An 18,913-nucleotide genomic window follows, 5' to 3' on the forward strand; every position below is an offset into this window, starting at 1 on the left:
GAGACTTAATTAATCCAAAATGATTAATCTCTTACTTGATATCGAGAACGATGTTTTTGCCTGCGTTCTAGTCTTTGTTTCATCATGCTTTTACCTTCCCTTAAGTTAGTATCACGGATATTACGTTTTTCTTTGGAATCATTGTTACTAATACTTTCACCTTTTATATGCTGACTCAAATAATATATAGTTGGATATTTTAAAAGATCTAAAACTTGCAGTTTTATTTTAAACCGTTCTTGTAGTTTAATACTTACCTGTAACAACAGTAAAGAGTTTCCTCCTATTTCAAAAAAATTATCATAAATTCCTACTTTTTCTAGTTGAAGCACATTTTGCCAAACTTCAGCAATCTGTTTTTCTGTTGCAGTTTTAGGTACGACATATTCAGTATGAGAGAGATTGTTAGGGTTGGGCAACTGTTTACGGTCTACTTTGCCATTGGGAGTCAGTGGCAGTTGTGGTAATAGTACAAACCTACTGGGTATCATATATTCTGGCAACCGGTCTTTCAGATACTGTTTCACTTTATCTATTTCTTCTGTCTCTGATACTTCTGGAGTTTCACTTTCTAGCACTAGATAAGCTACTAAACCTTTATTGCCAGAGTTATCTTCCCTTGCTAATACTACTGTTTCTTTAACTAGGGTAAATTCATTTAATATCGCTTGGATTTCTCCGATTTCGAGGCGGTAACCTCTGATTTTTACTTGATGGTCAAGTCTCCCTAAGAATTGTATTTGACCATTTCTTTGATAACGTGCTAAATCTCCCGTTTTATATAATCTTTTCCCATTCCAAAAGATAAATTTTTCTGTTGTTAATTCGGCTTTGTTCAGGTAACCTCGTGCTAGTCCTTCTCCTCCTATGTGAAGTTCTCCTGCTACTCCTATTGGTACTGGTTGATTCTTTGAGTCCAGAATATACACCTGGGTGTTGCTTATTGGTCTACCTATGGTTGGTGCAGCTCTTCCTCCTTTCTCCATTAACCCATAGGTTGAGTAAGTTGTGTCTTCACTTGGCCCATACAGGTTGTATACTGCTTTAATTGTTGCTTGTTCATACAGTTTTTGCACCAATTGATTTTCTAGTGGCTCTCCTGCCAAATTCACTGTTTTTACCCCACTGGGGATACTTTGGCTTCTGATTAATTCCCTGGCTGCTGAAGGTACTGTATTTATTAGGCTTACTTCTCCTGCTGCTGGTAATTCTGGCAGGTGTAAAGCATTTTCAGCTAATATGACTTTTCCTCCCCAACTTAAGGGCACAAACAATTCGAATACTGATAGGTCAAAGCAAATGGATGTGGAGGCTAATACTCCTGATAATTCCTCTTGGCTATACACTTCTCGTGCCCAATGTAATAGGGACACTGGACTACGGTGTTCAATTGCTACTCCTTTGGGTCGGCCTGTAGAACCAGAGGTATACAATACATAAGCTAGGTTTTGGGGGGTGAGATTACTGACTACATTGGTTTGTCTTTCTACTGTATTTGCTTTCTTGATATCTACTACAGGTGTTTTTGTTTCTGGTAGCTGAAACGGGGAGTTGGAGTCAGTTAACACTAACTCTAACTCCCCGTCTTCTAATATCTGAGCTAGCCGCGCAGCGGGATAGTTGGGATCTAATGCTACATAAGCCCCTCCGGCTTTGAGTATGGCTAATAAACCTACTACCATCTCCACTGAACGCTCTACACAGATGCCCACTAGGGTTTCTGCCTTGACTCCTAAACCTTGCAAGTAATGGGCTAGTTGATTGGCTTTGCTGTTTAATTGGGAATAGGTCAGCTTTTGCTGTTCAAATACTACTGCTACTGCATCTGGTGTTTTATCTACCTGCTCTTCAAATAACTGATGGATACATTTGTCATCAGGATAACCCACCGCTGTATCATTCCAATCAACTAAAAGCTGCTGTCGTTCTGCTACTGTCAGCAGTGGTAAGCGACTAACTGGTTGTTGTGGATCGGCAACAATACCCTCCAACAATGCCTGGAAATGACTTAGCATTCGCTCAATCGTACTCTGTTCAAACAGGTCTGTGTTGTATTTGAATGCTCCTGTCAACTTAGAGTTGATTTCGCTCATTTCCAAATCTAAATCAGATTGCCCCTCAAATAGCACTGGGTTATAAGGGATAAATTTTAAATCTCCCCAAGAAAAAGAAGTCTCATCTTGACCAGAAGCCAGCAAATATGCTTGTTCAAATGACTGAAGCACAAAGTTTGTTTGAATAATTGGTGAATAACTTGAATCTCGTTGCGGATGCAATCGTTCCACCATTAGTGCAAAAGGAAAATCTTGATGATCTAGAGCTTCCAAAACAGTTTGCTGCACTTGCGTTAACAGTTCAGTAAAACTACCTGCGCCTTTGATAGTGCTTCGCATGGGGAGCATATTAACAAAATGCCCAAATATGCTATTGAACTCTGAGCGACTCCGACCCGTTACAGGTGAGCCAACAATAATATCTTCCTGCAAAGTATATCTATACAATAAAACCTGATAGACTGCCAAGAGCAGAGTGTAGAGAGATACTTTCCTGGTATCAGCCAGCTTCTTTAACTTTTGTGTTAGTTCTAAAGATAAACTAAAGACACAGGAATCTCCTTTATAGGTTTGGATCGGAGGTCGCGGATAATCAGTGGGCAGTTGCAATACAGGCAAATTGCCCTCTAGTTTTTGTTGCCAATAATCCCATAGCTGCTTTCCTCTGGCACTCTCCAGTAACTCTTGTTGCCAATGAACAAAGGTTGGATAGCTATAGCTTGGAGGAGCAAGAGGAGTAGATTGCTGAGTCTGGAGCTGATGATAAATAACAGGTAACTCTTCCACCATAAGATTTAGCGACCAACCATCACAGACAATGTGGTGTACAGATACGATAAAGGTCAGCCCCTGTGTTCCCTGTTGAAAAAATCTGACACGCATTAGCGAACCATTTTCTAGGTCAAAAGGCTCTTGGTGAATAGCTATCACCTTTTGTCGCACCTCTTCTATACTCCAACTGATAGCATCAATCACTTGAAAGTCTAAAACAGGGGTTTCCAAAACCTGTCGATAAGGTTTGTTATCTAAACTGGGAAAACAAGTATGCAGGCCAGGATGTCGCTTGAGTAAATGCTCAAATACTTCCTTCCAAGCTGAAACATTGCTAGCTTCAGGCATTCTACCTGCGAAGGAAACATTATATGAGTAACTGTCTGGGTCTAAGTACCAGACAAACCAAAGAGACTGTTCATTCAGAGATAGGGGAGGATACGGACTAGTTTCCTCATAAGGCTTTAGTGGTTCTGAAAGAGCCTCAGAACTATCAGTAGTAGAAACGTTCTGAAGTAATCGCAATAATTCAGTTTTATTTTGGGCAATAAGTTCTCGAATTTCTTGAGTTAATGTTCCCTTGGGAGCACGAATCTTTAGTTGCTCACCTTCAGCAGACAATAGGATGCCTTTGCTAGCAATTTGAGATAGAACTTGATTCAGGTTCATAAAGTAATTTCCTCCATATCTTCACAAACGATATCTTTAATATCTGAATTATCAGAGTCAGTAATTTTTTCTAACAAAAGCTGCTGGGTTATTTGCTCATTTACTAAGTATGCGATTTGGGCAGTACTCGCCCCTCCAAATATTTTTTGAAAAGGTATATCCCATCCCAGTTGCCTTTTTAACAAATTCCGCAATTCACCTGCCATCAAAGAATCTAGCCCCATATCTATAAGAGGTTGAGCTACATCTATTTGAGAAGCACTCATAGCCAATATTTTGGCTATTTTTCCTACGAGGTACTCCATCAATATGCTTTCTCGCTCCTCTAATGAAACTGCTTTTAGCCTCTGTAAAATGCTATCATTTTCCCTTTTGGTTGCAGCCATTGAGGCAGTTAATTCCTGCCAATCAGCTAAGAAAGGCCATTCAGCTATTCTTTCTTCCAAAGCCAACCAATCAATCGGTACTACTCCTACTTCAGTATCATCAGTACCACTCATTAGTAGTTCTAGAGACTCTAAAACCTGAGCCGGAGCGATCGCACCCAAACCCTTCTTCTGTAGACTAACATCTGCACCTCGTTCTGCTGCTTCTCCCACTTCACCTACTATTCCCCAGTTAATGCTCAACCCAGGCAATCCTAGACTTCGACGATAATAAGCTAAACCATCTAGAAATCCATTTGCTGCAGAATGATTTCCCTGACCTGGTGAACCAAATAGAGAGGCTATCGAAGAAAACATCACAAAAAAGTCTAATTGCTGGTTTTGGGTCAATTGATGCAAGTGCCAAGCTCCTTGCACTTTCGGAGACATCACTTTCTCAAAACTAGGCCAATTCTGGTTTTGTAGCATTCCATCTGACAACATTCCCGCCGAGTGTATTATTCCTGCTAATGGCCTGTTTAACTGCTCTATATTAGCCACCACTCTTGTCATCGATTCCCAATCAGATACGTCTGCTTTTGCCACTACTACTTCCGCTCCAGCCATTTCTAACTCAATTATTTTTTCCTCCACAGTATCATCGGGTGCCCTACGTCCTAATAATATTAAGTGCTTGGCTCCCTTCTCTACCATCCAACGGGCTACCAGTAAGCCTAAACCTCCCATTCCCCCTGTAATCAAGTAGTTAGCTTCCTCACGGAAACTCACCGATTTTTTGCTTGTTGCATCTGCTACTACCCTTTGCTGATGATGACTTGCAACCAATCTTGGCACATAACGACCATTTCCTCGCTGTGCTATTTGGTCTTCCTTATCTTCCGACCAGATTTCCTCAAATAGTCCATTAGCTTGACACTCTTTCGTCTCCTCTGGGTCTAAATCTATGCAGACACAGTTGAATTCCGGGTGTTCTAAACTAATTACTTTCCTCATTCCCCATAGTGAAGATTGGGTTACTCCTGGTATTATCGGTGCATTTGACGGTACAGGTTGAGAGCCACAAGTCACTAACCATAACCGAGGGGCTGTTGGTAACTCAGCTTTGACTAAAGCTTGCACTAAATATAAGGTTGTAGCACACCCCAATTTAGATAAATTTTCTAATTCCTCAGATTTAATAGTTTTACCTAATCCCACTTCTGTTGTCCAACATTGCACTATTCCATACAATGATGGTGATTTAACTGCTACCGCCTCTATCAGTTGTTCATATTCCGACTGGTTATTAGGATTAATACTCAATTCTTCTGGAGATATCTGCTGATATTTCTCTCCTGCAAATACTAAGATACACACTTCTCCTCTCGATTTCAGTTGCCGTGCTAAGTGTTGAGCTATTCCTTGTTTGTCTGCTAGTATCAACCAACTCTTCGGTTTCTCCTCCGTTTTTTGTTTTGTTGGAGCTGCTTGAGCTACAATCACCTTTTGCCCTGACAATCCTTGTGTCTTTTCCTGTACTTCTGGTATAGCTACTACTTCAGTAAAACCTGTTTCTCTCAAAACTCTGTTCCACTGGTCAAAACTTAGCAGAGGGTAGTCTGGTCGTAATTCATAATCGGTGAATTTCCACCATCCTTCTAATAGTCCAAATACTAAATCCAACCATCGCTGAGGTGTTGTTGCTTCATACAATACTAATATTCCTCCTGGTGCTAATAGTTGTCGCACATTGGATAATGTCTCCTTGATACTTGTAGTTGCATGGAGTACATTTGCCGCAATAATTATATCGTACTGATGAGCACCGAATCCTTGACTGTTTGGGTCTACTTCTATATCTAAGGTTTTATACACTACAAATCGATAATCCGAGAATTTATCTTGCGCCTTACTGGTAAATAATTGTCCGATATCGGTGAATATATATTCTGTTTGCTGAGGATTTAGGTGAGGCAGGACATAACTACTTGTTCCTCCGGTTCCTGCTCCGATTTCCAACAACCTTATCCCTCGGCTTGGCGGTAATTTCTCTATAGCTTTATTAATAGTATTTTGTACTATCGTGTTCATCAGTTTAGCTACAGTAGACTTTTCATAAAGTTGGGTAGCGGTAGTCAAATCTCCTTGAGGGAATACCAACTCTAGTGGGTCTATTTCTCCTCGTAGTACCATACTTAGTTGAGACGCACACCGATCCAGTAGTGTCAAGGCTGCTGCTTCCTCTGGATATTGGCTCAGTAAACTCTGGTTTTTTTGAGTCGGGTTGACTTTCTCTAAGGTTTGTTTTACCTCCCACTGCAGTTGAGCAAATTCCAGTACTCCTAATTCTTCTAAGATTTGGAGGAGACGCATAAATAATCGTTCTTGGGTGGGAACTATACCTAAACGTTGAACTGCTGCATCAGCCTCAAAGCTCTCTTTCGCCTTATATGACCAACCTATCTCCAGCAAGCCTTGAACTATATAATCTACGCTTAATTCTTCTAACTTTGTGCTGATTTCTGAGGCTTTGCGATCATCTATCTGAGTTAATAATTCTATCAGAGTAGGAGTTAATTGTTGGGCAATTTCTATAGGAGGAAGCAAAAAATCAGGAGGTAGTAACTGACCTAAGCGACCTTTAGCTCTCCATTCTACTTCATACAGGCAATTAGTTAGTGATTTTACTTCTAGTAGGGTCTCTTGAGTGGCAAGTTTTAGTTGTAAGCCTTTAATTGTGGCAATGATTTCTCCTTCTAGACTCGCTACAGTCAGTTGAGCAGTTAGGATTTTTTGATCTTCTATGAGTTCACTCACCGATGCATACACCCAGAGACTTTTCTCTGGAGGAGCATATATTTTTAACTGCTCTATTCCTACTGGCAGATAAGTGTTGTTATTTGTTTGTGGTAGAGCCTGACCAGCTACTTGCAAAGCTGCATCTAACAATGCGGGATGGAATTGATAGTTGGTGATTTCTTTTGTCAAGGCTTCGGGTAACTTAATCTGTGCCAAGGCTTGGTGTGAACCCAACCACAATTGTTGAACTCCTTGGAAACTAATTCCATAATTCAGCCCCAGTTGCCGAAATTGTTGATAATGTTCTTGGGCTTCTCTCGGTTGAGTACACTCAGCTTGGTATTTTGCCAGGTCTATAGCTCTCAGTGTGCTTTCCTGTGAATCAGCTCTGATTTGCCCTTCTGTGTGGAGTATCCACAATGGCGTATCTTGATTTTCCTGATTTTTATAACTAAAAATCTCAAACTTATAAGAGCCGTTTTCTAAGGGTGTGAGGATGGTTTGGACTGTTGTTAAGTCAATTTCTTGTAGAATCAACCCTCGCTCAATAATTACATCTTCTAACACCACATCCTGAGATTTGAACAAATTCACTCCCGCTGCCAAGGCTATTTCTAAGTACCCTGTGGCGGGGAACAGAACTTGACTAAACACTTCGTGGTGCTTGAGGTAAGCTGGTTGATCTCCAGCTAGCAAAGATTCAAAACAAAATTGATTTTTTAAAGCTGCTACTTGTAGTTTGATACCTAGTAAGGGATGTAAAACTTTTTCCCCATCAACTTGCTGTGTCTGAAACTTCCGCTTACTCTCTGGCCAATATCGCTCTCGTTGGAATGGATAAGTGGGCAATACTACCTTCTGACGAACATAATTTTGGTCAAACCCTAACCAGTCTACTTGGGCTCCCTCCACATACAGTTTTCCTAAACTATCCAACATTTGCTGCGATTCATCTACTCCTGGACGTAATGATGGCAACCATACACCTACCTCTTCCGGTAGACATTGCCTTCCCATCCCCAATAAAATTGGTTTGGGTCCAATTTCCAGGAATAAATCATATCCTTCCTCCTGCATAGTTATCATACTCTGGGCAAACCTCACTGGTTGCCGCACATGACGAGCCCAATATTTCCCAGAAGTCATCTCCTCTCCCACCAGTTTACCAGTAACATTTGATATCAGTGGTATTTGAGGCTGGTGGTAGGTTATTTGATTAGCTACTGCTTCAAACTCTGCCAGCATTGGCTCCATCAGAGGGGAGTGGAAGGCATGAGATACTTGTAGTTGTTTGGTTTTGACGCCAACGGATTCTAGGTGAGTTGCGATCGCTCTTACTGCTTCTGACTCCCCAGAAATTACGATACTTTGAGGTCCATTAATAGCTGCAATAGCTACTTTTTCTTCCAGGGACATCGCCTGCAATGTCTCTTGGACTTTCGACTCTGATGCCATGACTGAAACCATCTCACCACCAGAGGGTAACTGTTGCATTAACCTGCCTCTGGCTGCAATTAGCTTCAAGCCATCTTCTAAACTGAATACTCCTGCTACTGTTGCGGCTATATATTCTCCTACACTATGACCCATGACTACATCTGGTGTAATGCCCCATGATTCCCATAATTTAGCTAGGGCATATTCTATGGCAAATATAGCCGGTTGGGTATAGGCTGTTTGATTTAAGAATGATCCCTCCACCTCTTCTGAATAGATAATTTCTCTTAAGGAGGTTCCATCAAATGTTCCTAGAGTGTCCTTGTCCAACCTTCCCAGAATTAGGTCACATTCATCTAAAGCACCTCGAAATACAAGTGATTGCTGATACAATTGCTTTGCCATATTCACATATTGAGACCCTTGACCTGTGAATAAAAAGGCAATTTTTGAATTATTATTGGGTACTTTTCCTGAGAATATTCCGGTTACTTCCTTTCCCTGTTTGTACTTTCCAAGTTTTTCTAGTAATTCTTTTTCGTTAGAGGCGATTAAGGCTAATCTATGATTAAAGTCAGCTCTACCTGTGTTGGCTGTATAGCAAATATCACCTATTTTTAATTTTGGATAATTTGTAATATGGTTGTAATAACTACTGACTAATTCCAAAAGTGCTGTTTTTGTTTTAGCTGACAGAGTTAAAATATGAACTGAACGTTCTAGATTATCCTCTCTTTTGATTTGTAAATTTTGACTTTTAACTTCAGTAGGTGCTTCTGCTAGAACTATATGAGCATTTGTGCCACTAAAACTAAAGGAACTGACTCCAGCAATGCGACTTTTGCCGTTAGTTTCCCAAGGTGCAAGTTGAGTTGAGACTTGCACTGGTAATTGTGACCAATTAATATAAGGATTAGGCTGGTTAAAATGCAGTGATGGTGCTATTTGTTGATGCTGTAGTTGCAGGACTATTTTCATCAACCCTGCAATTCCTGCTGCCATTTCTAAGTGACCAATGTTAGTTTTAACCGAACCAATGATTAAAGGTTGCTCAACAGAGTGGTTGGAACTAAAGACTGTTCCTAGGGCTCCAACTTCAATGGGGTCCCCCAAGGAAGTTCCAGTACCATGAGCTTCAATATAACTGACACTGGCGGGCTCCACACCCCCATTTGCTAAGGCTTGGCGAATCACAGCTTCTTGAGATGGACCATTAGGTACTGTTAAACCACCACTCAGACCGTCTTGATTAACAGCTGTGCCACGAATCACTGCCAGAATATTATCCCCATTGGCTAGTGCGTCAGAGAGTCGTTTCAAGACAATTATTCCACATCCTTCCCCACGCACATAACCATTTGCTGAAGCATCAAAAGTCTTGCAGCGACCATCAGGAGATAACATTTGGGCTTGAGAGAATATAATACTAAGCTCTGGAGAAAGGAGTAGATTCACGCCCCCAGCTAAAGCCAGATTACATTCTCGTTGTCGCAAACTCTGACAAGCCAGATGCACGGATACCAAAGACGAAGAGCAAGCAGTTTCTACTGCCAGACTAGGTCCAGTGAGCCCCAAGATGTATGATAAACGACCTGTAGCAGCACTCGGCGCATTACCTGTACCCCAATAAGCCTGTGGCATCTCAGAGGTTGCCAGCTTACTTTGATAATTGCTATTACCAATGCCAATGAATACTCCTGTGAGACTATTTAATAACTTTTCTGGGAGTATGTTAGCCCTTTCTATTGCTTCCCAACTAACTTCCAGTAATAAGCGTTGTTGAGGGTCTAAGCTTTGAGCTTCTCGGGGAGAAATCCCGAAAAATGCGGCATCGAAGCCATCTATTTGTGAAATAAAACCACCGTCGCGGGTAGAAATTTTGCCGGGAGCATCTGGACCGGGGTCATAGTAGTTATTAATGTTCCATCGTGATAATGGTACTTCAGAGATAGCATCTACTCCATGATTGAGTAATTGCCAGAATGCTTCAGGAGAATCTACTCCGCCAGGGAAGCGACAACTCATGCCAATGATGGCAATTGGCTCAATCTGGGCAGACTTGAGAGCTTGCAATTCGGACTGCATTTCCTTTAATGCAATTAGTGCCCGTTTTGTTGCTGACAAAGAGTTTGCAGTATTTATAGATTCCGAAATATTTTCCATATTTTTAAATTTTTATACTACCTACTAAAAATTCATATTATCTAATTCTTGAAGCAAAATATTTTGAGCTTCTGATTCTGATAGTTGTTCTATTTCTTGTTGTAAATTTGATTGGTTTACTTCTTCTGATTCTTGCTGAACAAGAACAACTGTTGACTCTACCGATAATACCTTAATGGAGAGATAATTTACTAAATTTTCTACAGTAGGATAGTCAAAAAACAGTGTTGAATTTAAACTTGTCTCTAAGGTTGACTCCAATTGATTTTTCAATTCCACAGCCATCAGAGAATCTAATCCTAAATCAAACAAAGGTTGGCGCATTCCTATCTTTTGTCCATCTGTCCAACCCAAGGTTTTGGCTATCAATGAGCGAATCTTATTGGTTAATAACTGTTGACGTTCTGAAACCGGTGCTGCTTCTAATTGTTCTCTAAATACTGACTTTTTGGTGAATGACGGTTCAGTGGAAATCAAAGCCTCCAAAAAAGGCATCTTCTGCACACCGGGCATCTGCCTAAAAAACTCAGACCAATTAACTGGGAACACCCCTACTTGGCTTTGAGAGCCTGATAACAATGAACCTAATGCTTGCATTCCTGATTCGGGGTCAATGGCCACTACCCCGCTACTCTGCATTCGATTTTGATGTTCCCTTGCTAAACGAGCTGCCATTCCTGCTGTCGCCCATGCTCCCCAGTTAATACTTAATCCTGGTAATCCCTGACCTTGACGATAGTGGGCGATCGCATCCATAAAACCATTGGCAGCAGCATAGTTTCCTTGACCATAATTCCCCAACATCGAAGCCATAGAGGAGAAACAAACAAAGAAATCTAAAGGTAAATCCTGAGTCAGTTGATGTAAATACCAGGTTCCCGACACCTTGGGAGCCATAACTTTTGTAAATCTATCCCAGCTCATCTTTTGTAAGACTCCGTCATCCAACACCCCAGCAGCATGAATCACTCCTTTGAGTGGAGGTAACGAAGCAGATATCCCCTCTAAGATTTTGATGACAGACTCTTGAGTAGAAATATCCCCTAACAAAACACTGACTGATGCTCCTGCTGCTTCTAACTCCTCTATGATTTTTTGTGCAGTTTCATTCGGACTCCGACGCCCAGTTAATACTATATGCTTGGCTCCCTCTTTCACCATCCATTGGGCTACTTCTAAGCCTAAAGCTCCTAAACCTCCTGTAATCAAATAACTTGCTTCTGGTTTGATGGATTTTTGCTCATCTCCAGTTTCTGGCATAGAAACTACCACTTTTCCTATATGCTTACCTTGCTGCATATATCGGAAGGCAGCTTTGACTTCTGTACTAGGAAATACTTTATAAGATAATGCTTTCAGTGTTCCTTGCTGACACTGCTGGTTCAATTCCTCTGAAAAGCTGGCAGTTAAATCTGGCTGTTGTTGGATTATCTTTCCAATATCAAAGGTAAAGTAATCAGCATCTGGTCGCTTCTGCATCACCTGTTGTTTGTCCCAAATCCCTATTTTGCCAATTTCTACAAACCTCCCTTTAGTGGCCAAAACAGCAAAACTCTTATCAATAAAGTCTCCATTCAGACTGTTTAAGACTATATCTACACCTTTTCCTGCCGTCAGACTCATTATTTCATCGGCAAACTCTAAAGTACGGGAATTCATTATGTGTTTGATGCCCATAGACTTGAGAAACTCCCACTTAGGAGGACTTGCAGTAGCGAATACTTCTGCTCCTGCCTGGAGAGCAATTTGAACTGCCGCTTGCCCTACACCACCAGCAGCAGCATGAATTAATACTCGCTCTCCTGGCTGAATTTTGGCTAAGTGTTGTAATCCATAGTAAGCTGTAGCGAAAGTCAATGGTAAAGTAGCTGCTTCGGTAAAACTCAGATTTTTTGGTTTAGCCATCACTAACTCAGCCGGAGTAGTGACAAAGCTACTGAACCCATTATGAACCAAAGCCATTACTTCATCTCCCACCTGCCACTGAGACACATTGTCTCCCACAGATGCAATAACGCCTACACATTCTAAGCCAAAGTTAAGTTGAGCTACGTCAGTAATACCTAATACCTGAGCATAATAGTCTTTCAGTAACCCCAAGGAATTGAGTACATCTCGGAAGTTTAAACCCACTGCTTTGACTTGAATTTCTACTTCATTCCCTTGTGGAGGACGGCGCTGCATTACTTGCCACTTGAGGTTGTCTATCAGTCCATATTCAGACAACTTCAATTCCAGTGGTTGATTTTCTAATCCTAATTTTTCTTCTAAGCTCGATTTCTGCTTTTGTTGTCGTACTAATCTTGCTACATAACGGACTCCCTGACGAATTGCTATTTGGTCTTCATTATTCTTAGAAAATACTTCATCTACTAAACTGGGGAGCATTTCCGAAACATTCGTTTTGGGGTCTAAGTCTATTCGGCCACACTTTAATTCTGGGTGTTCTAGACTAATAACACGCCCTAGTCCCCATAGAGTTCCTTGTTGGGGTTGCACCACTTCTGCTTCATCCAATATACTCTGAGTCCCTTGAGTAACTAACCACATCGGTGTTACATTAGTCAATCCAGTTTGAACTAAGGCTTGCACTAAATGTAACGCTGTGGCACAACCAAGTTGTTGAGCTATTTGTAAGTCCTCGGCTTCATTTATACCCCATAAATGCAAAATTCCCTTAATATCTGAATTATCTTGGAGCAGTTTGGGAAATTGTTCAGCGACAGTGGGATTAATTTGATAATGTTGAGCATCTAATTGCTGATACTCTGAACCTGGGGATACCCAAATATAGTTCTGTCCTCTCTCTTGTAGATACTTCCCGACCGAGTATACCAATTCATCAGTAAGTGCAAATACTAACCATTTACCAGGGAGATTTTCAGATTTTGCAGTTTTTGTTAAGGGTTGAGTTTCCCAGTTGATTTCATAAAACCAATCACTTAAATCTGAATCTAGAGTCATTAGTAATGTTTTGGGATTCGCTTTCCTTCCCTCAAAACCATTAACCTCAGCCACCAATGCCCCAGTTTGGTCAAATAATTGTATTTCTGCTTTCAGCAGTTTTTCCTCTGATGCTCCATCTTTCAATCCACGGGTATAACACCAAAGCGAAGCATTCTCAGGACGCTGATAAAAAGTAAACTTCTCTATACTGAAGGGCACAAAAGTTTCATTTTTGTCACCCGACAGACTGAGGTGAAGTGCAGCCACTGACTGAAAGCATGAGTCAATTAAGGCCGGATGTATTTGATACTTAAGCCCATCTAACACTGTCTCAGGTACTTTCATTTGACACAGAATTTCTCCCTCTCCTAACCATACTTGGTCTATCCATCTAAAACTCTCCCCTAATTTAATTTTTCTATCCCATAGACTCTGGTAAATTTCTGTGCTTTCAATTTTTTGACTACAACGAGATTGAATTTCTTCGATGGTTTCTAGAGACTGCTGGGAGGACTCCATAGTAGGGGAAATCTTGCCTGTAGCATGCAGAGCCCAAGACTTATCACCATTGGAAGAGCTAGAAGAGCTATCAAAACTAATTACTTGGAATGAATATGAGCTATCCTGTGGAGTAAAAGCAACCTGAACATTACGCACTCCTTGTTCTGGAATAGCTAAGGCTTGGGGAAACAGAATATCTTCCAGTTGACATCCAGTTGTAGAAAATGTTAGAGAGGCGCTTGCTAACAATAGAGAAATGTGACTGGCACCAGGGACTACAACTTTTTCATATATTCGGTGGTCTGCTAAAAAGGGTAGGGCGTGGGTACTAAACTCAGATTCAAAAAAGATGTCTTTTGATAAAGGAGATTGAAACTTTCGATTAATCAGAGGATGAAGTTTTGTTGTAGAGATACCTTGAGTATTAGCTGTTTCAATCCAATACCTTTCCCGCTGAAATGGATAAGTTGGCAAGATTACTTTCTGATTAGTATAATCTCGGTCAAACCCTGACCAATCTACTTGGGATCCTTTTACATACAATTGTCCTAAACTTGAGAGCATTTGTTGCCATTCTTCTACTCCCGGACGTAAAGATGGTAACCATACTCCCACATTTTCTGGTAAACATTGACGTCCCATCCCCAGTAATATTGGTTTTGGTCCCACTTCCAAGAATACCTTATAACCTTCATCATCCAGAGTTTTCATACTCTGGGCAAACTTCACTGGTTGTCGGACATGATTTACCCAATATTTAGCGGTAGTAATTTCTGAACTCACCTTTTGACCAGTAACATTAGAAATGAGTGGTATCCGAGGCTGACTATAGGTGACTTCTTGAGCTACTGCTTCAAACTCTGCCAACATTGGCTCCATTAACGGAGAGTGAAAAGCATGGGACACCTGTAAATGTTTAGTCTTAACTCCCATTGCTTCTAACTTACTGCAAATGGTTGCGATCGCTTCACTTTCACCAGAAATCACGATACTTTCTGGTCCATTAATCGCTGCTATTGTCACTTGTGAACTATACTCGCCTATAGCCTCTGTTACCTGAGATTCTGATGCCATTACAGATACCATTTCACCACCGGAGGGTAACTGTTGCATCAACCTGCCCCGCATGGCGATTAATTTCAGACCATCCTCTAAACTGAAAACCCCTGCTACAGTTGCTGCCACATATTCTCCTACACTGTGACCCATGACTACAGTTGGTTTAATTCCCCAAGATTCCCATAACTTGAACAAAGCATATTCAATCGCAAATAGAGCCGGTTGGGTATAACCTGTTTGGTCTAACAAATTCGAGGTTGACTTTTGTACATCTTTAGGAAAAATAACCTCTAATAGGGGATATTCTAGATAGGGTTGTAGAATTTGGTCGCATCGCTCTAAAGCTTGACGGAAAGTTGGTTGAGTTTCATACAATTGCTTACCCATATCCACATACTGGGAACCTTGGCCTGTGAATAGGAAAGCTAGCTTAGAACTTGCGCTACCACTATCAAATTCTCCACAAGATAGTCCAACTACTTCCTTTCCTGTTTTTTGTTCAAGTAGCTTTTCTGCTAATTCCTTTTGGTCAGAAGCAATAACTGCTAGTCGATTCTTAAAATGTTTCCTTCCTGTATTGGCCGTGTAACATACATCTGCCACAGCCAAATCTGGATAGGTTTCTAAATGCTTTTGATAAATACTGACTAAATCTTCTAAAGCTTTTTCGGTTTTTGCCGATAGAGTTAATATATGAATTGGACGTTCGGCAATATCCTCACTTCCGACTTCTGACTTCTGACTTCTGACTTCTGCAGGAGCTTCTTCTAAAACTATATGAGCATTGGTGCCACTAAAACCAAAAGAACTCACTCCCGCGATGCGACTTTTCCCGTTAGTTTGCCAAGGGGTGAGCTGAGTCGAGACCTTTACTGGTAATTGAGACCAATTAATATAAGGATTAGGTTGGTTAAAATGTAGTGATGGTGCTATTTGTTGATGTTGCAGTTGCAGGACTAACTTGAGCAAACCTGCTATTCCTGCCGCTCCTTCGGTGTGACCAATGTTCGTCTTAACCGAACCAATGATTAATGGCTGTTCAACAGAGTGGGTTTTGCCAAATACCGTTCCTATGGCTTCGACTTCAATGGGGTCCCCCAAAGCAGTTCCTGTACCATGAGCTTCAAGATAACTAACACTTGTTGGGTCTACTTCCCCATTTGCCAAAGCTTGACCGATGACTGATTGTTGAGAAGGTCCATTAGGAACCGTTAAACCACTAGTATCACCATCTTGATTGATGGCACTGCCCCGAATTACTGCCAGAATATTATCCTGGTCTGCTACTGCATCTGATAAACGTTTGAGTACAACAATACCACATCCTTCACCACGGACAAAGCCATCAGCAGAAATATCAAAAGTCTTGCACCGACCATCAAAGGATAACATACGAGCCTTAGAAAAGTTGATGCTAAATTCCTGAGATAGCAAGAGATTGACCCCTCCAGCCAAGGCTAGATTACATTCTTGATTCCTTAAACTCGAACAGGCCAAATGGATACTTACTAATGAAGAGGAGCAAGCTGTGTCTACTGCCAAATTCGGTCCAATTAGTCCCAGAATATAGGAAATTCGCCCTGATGCTGTACTGTGGGCATTGCCTGTAGCTACATAGGCATCAAATTGTTCTGGACCTTGACTGAATATACGTTGGGTATAGTCGTTGCCACAAATACCAATAAATACACCTGTTGGGCTTCCTTGGAGTTGTTGCGGATTTTTGCCTGAATTTTCTAGAGCTTCCCAACTGACTTCTAGGAGTAATCTCTGTTGAGGGTCTAGATGGATGGCTTCCTTGGGAGAAATACCAAAAAAATTGTTATCAAACTCCTGAAGTTTGTTGAGAAATCCTCCATAGCGAGTATATATTTTACCAGGACTGTCTGGGTCTGGGTCGTAATAATCATCAAGGTGCCATCGGTCTTGTGGTACTTCAGTGATCGCATCTACTCCGTTTTGTAAAATATCCCAGAAGGCTTCTGGAGTAGATGCACCTCCAGGAAAGCGACAACCCATACCAATGATCGCTATTGGTTCTGATTTGTCCTTACTTTTTAGTGCATCAAGTTCAGCTTCCAACTTAGCTATCTTGTCTGATGCCATTTTCATCAGTTTGGCATATTCTTGCACCTGAGTACTACTCATTGAAATACCTCCTAATTGGCTCCTAGTTGTTCTGCCAGCCTTTTCGCAATATCGTCTATTTCGATAAGTTGCTCGCTTTCATCTGGTACCTCCTCTTTTTCAGCTAGTAAGTCTTTAACTAAATAATCTACCAGTTTCTCTACCGTGGGATAATCAAAAGCCAGAGAAGATGGCAGTGAACAATCTAAACTGGATTGCAACTTATTCCTCAACTCAACAGAACTTAAAGAATCCATGCCTAGGTCAAAAAAGCCTGTTGCTAAGGCAATCGATTCGGGATTCTTGATTCCTAACACTAGGGCTAATTGACGACGGACATGAGCTACTAATAAAGAGCGACGTTCGTTAGGTTCTGTTGCCTCCAGCTTTAACAGAAATTCTGACTTAGACGTTTCAGAAGTGGTTTGGATTGTTTCCTGCCAATCTGCCAAGAAAGGCCATTGGGCTAATCTCTCCTGCCAAGCTGACCACTCAAGGGGAATCACTCCTACTTCTACATCCTCACCACTCATCAGTAGCTCTAGGGACTCTAACACCTGAGTTGGAGAAATTACACCCATACCCTGCTTGGATGCCCTCATATCAGCACCCCTTTCTGCCGCCTCTCCCACTTGAGCAACGGCTCCCCAATGAATGCTCAATCCCGACAATCCCATCCCGCGACGATAATGGGCTAACCCATCAAGAAACCCATTAGCTGCCGAATGATTTCCCTGACCAGGTGAACCCAACACAGATGCTGCCGAAGAAAACAGCACAAAAAAGTCCAATGGTTGATTTTGAGTCAATTGATGCAAATGCCAAGCACCTTGCACTTTCGGTGCCATCACTTGCTCAAAGCTAGACCAACTTTGGTTTTGTAACACTCCATCGGACAACATCCCTGCTGAATGAATTACCCCTGCTAGTGGTATGTTGGACTGCTCAATCTTGTGCAGCACTCTGGTCATTGATTCAAGATCAGACACGTCGGCTTTTTCCACTACCACGGAAGCTCCAGCCATTTCTAACTCTGTTATTTTTTTCGTAATAGCATCATCCGGTGAACGGCGTCCCAATAATACCAAATGTTTAGCCCCCTTTGACACCATCCAATTAGCTACCAGTAAACCTAAACCTCCCATACCTCCTGTAATCAAATAGCTAGCTCCAGAACGGAAACTTAAAGGCTTCTGAGTCGTACCATCAGCAAGTTGTGTTTGACTCACCACAATCTTGCCTATATGTTTGGCTTGCTGCATATAACGGAAGGCATCAATGACTTCCTCTATGGGAAATACCTTTATTGGTGGTGGTTGTAGTAAACCATTGCCGAATTTCTCTTTCAACCCTTGCAACATAGAATTGATTAATCCCGGTTGCTCTATTGATTCTTTGACTAAATCCACTACAAAATAAGATACATCCGGTCTGACTGCTGCTACTTGGCTTGAATCCCAGACTCCTCGCTTGGAGATTTCCACAAACCGACCACCAGAACTGACTACTGAGAGACCCTTGCTAATAAATTCCCCAGAAGTCAGAGAGTTGAGTACAATATTTACTCCAAGACCTTGAGTGATTGCCATCACCTGGTCAGCAAACTCCACTGTCCGGGAATTCATAATGTGTTTGACTCCCATCTGTCGTAGCGCTTCCCATTTGGGAGGACTGGCGGTAGCAAAAACTTCTGCTCCTGCTTGCTGTGCGATTTGAACCGCAGCCATCCCTGTTCCTCCGGCTGCGGCATGAATTAAAACGCGATCGCCAGCCTGAATCTTGGCCACATGATGCAAAGCATAATAAGCTGTTAAAAAATTAGCTGGAATAGATGCTGCTTCTTCAAAGCTCAGATTTTCTGGCTTGATAACTACATAGGTAGCATCAACAGTTACATACTGACTAAAGCTGCCGTGAGCCATAGCCATAACTGTATCCCCTATATGAAAGCCTGTGACTTCTGACCCTACAGCTACTACTTCACCCGCACACTCTGCACCAAAACTGTCCATCTCTACTAAG

The 18,913-nt window shown here is 41.6% G+C and carries 4 protein-coding genes; all 4 read right to left on the reverse strand.

Translation table 11 applies throughout. The features are described from left to right. Window positions 1-23: 23 nt before the first annotated feature. Window positions 24-3,494 (reverse strand): amino acid adenylation domain-containing protein, encoded by a 3,471-nt coding sequence (locus tag F6J99_RS12090; protein WP_293113126.1) that lies wholly within the window; start codon window positions 3,492-3,494, stop codon window positions 24-26. Beyond that, window positions 3,491-10,180 carry a type I polyketide synthase gene (locus F6J99_RS12095; protein WP_293113127.1) on the reverse strand — a complete coding sequence of 2,230 codons (6,690 nt, stop codon included), beginning with the start codon at window positions 10,178-10,180 and terminating at the stop codon, window positions 3,491-3,493. Before F6J99_RS12095 ends, F6J99_RS12090 begins: the two co-directional genes overlap by 4 nt. A gap of 102 nt (window positions 10,181-10,282) precedes the next feature. Beyond that, window positions 10,283-16,912 carry a type I polyketide synthase gene (locus F6J99_RS12100; RefSeq protein ID WP_293113128.1) on the reverse strand — a complete coding sequence of 2,210 codons (6,630 nt, stop codon included), beginning with the start codon at window positions 16,910-16,912 and terminating at the stop codon, window positions 10,283-10,285. Between the two features lie 11 nt (window positions 16,913-16,923). Continuing rightward, window positions 16,924-18,913, reverse strand: a 1,990-nt coding sequence (locus tag F6J99_RS12105; RefSeq protein ID WP_293113129.1) for a type I polyketide synthase, incomplete at its 5' end; no start/stop codon positions are given.

It is taken from the genome of Moorena sp. SIO4G3 (assembly GCF_010692305.1).
Taxonomy (GTDB): domain Bacteria; phylum Cyanobacteriota; class Cyanobacteriia; order Cyanobacteriales; family Coleofasciculaceae; genus Moorena; species Moorena producens_A.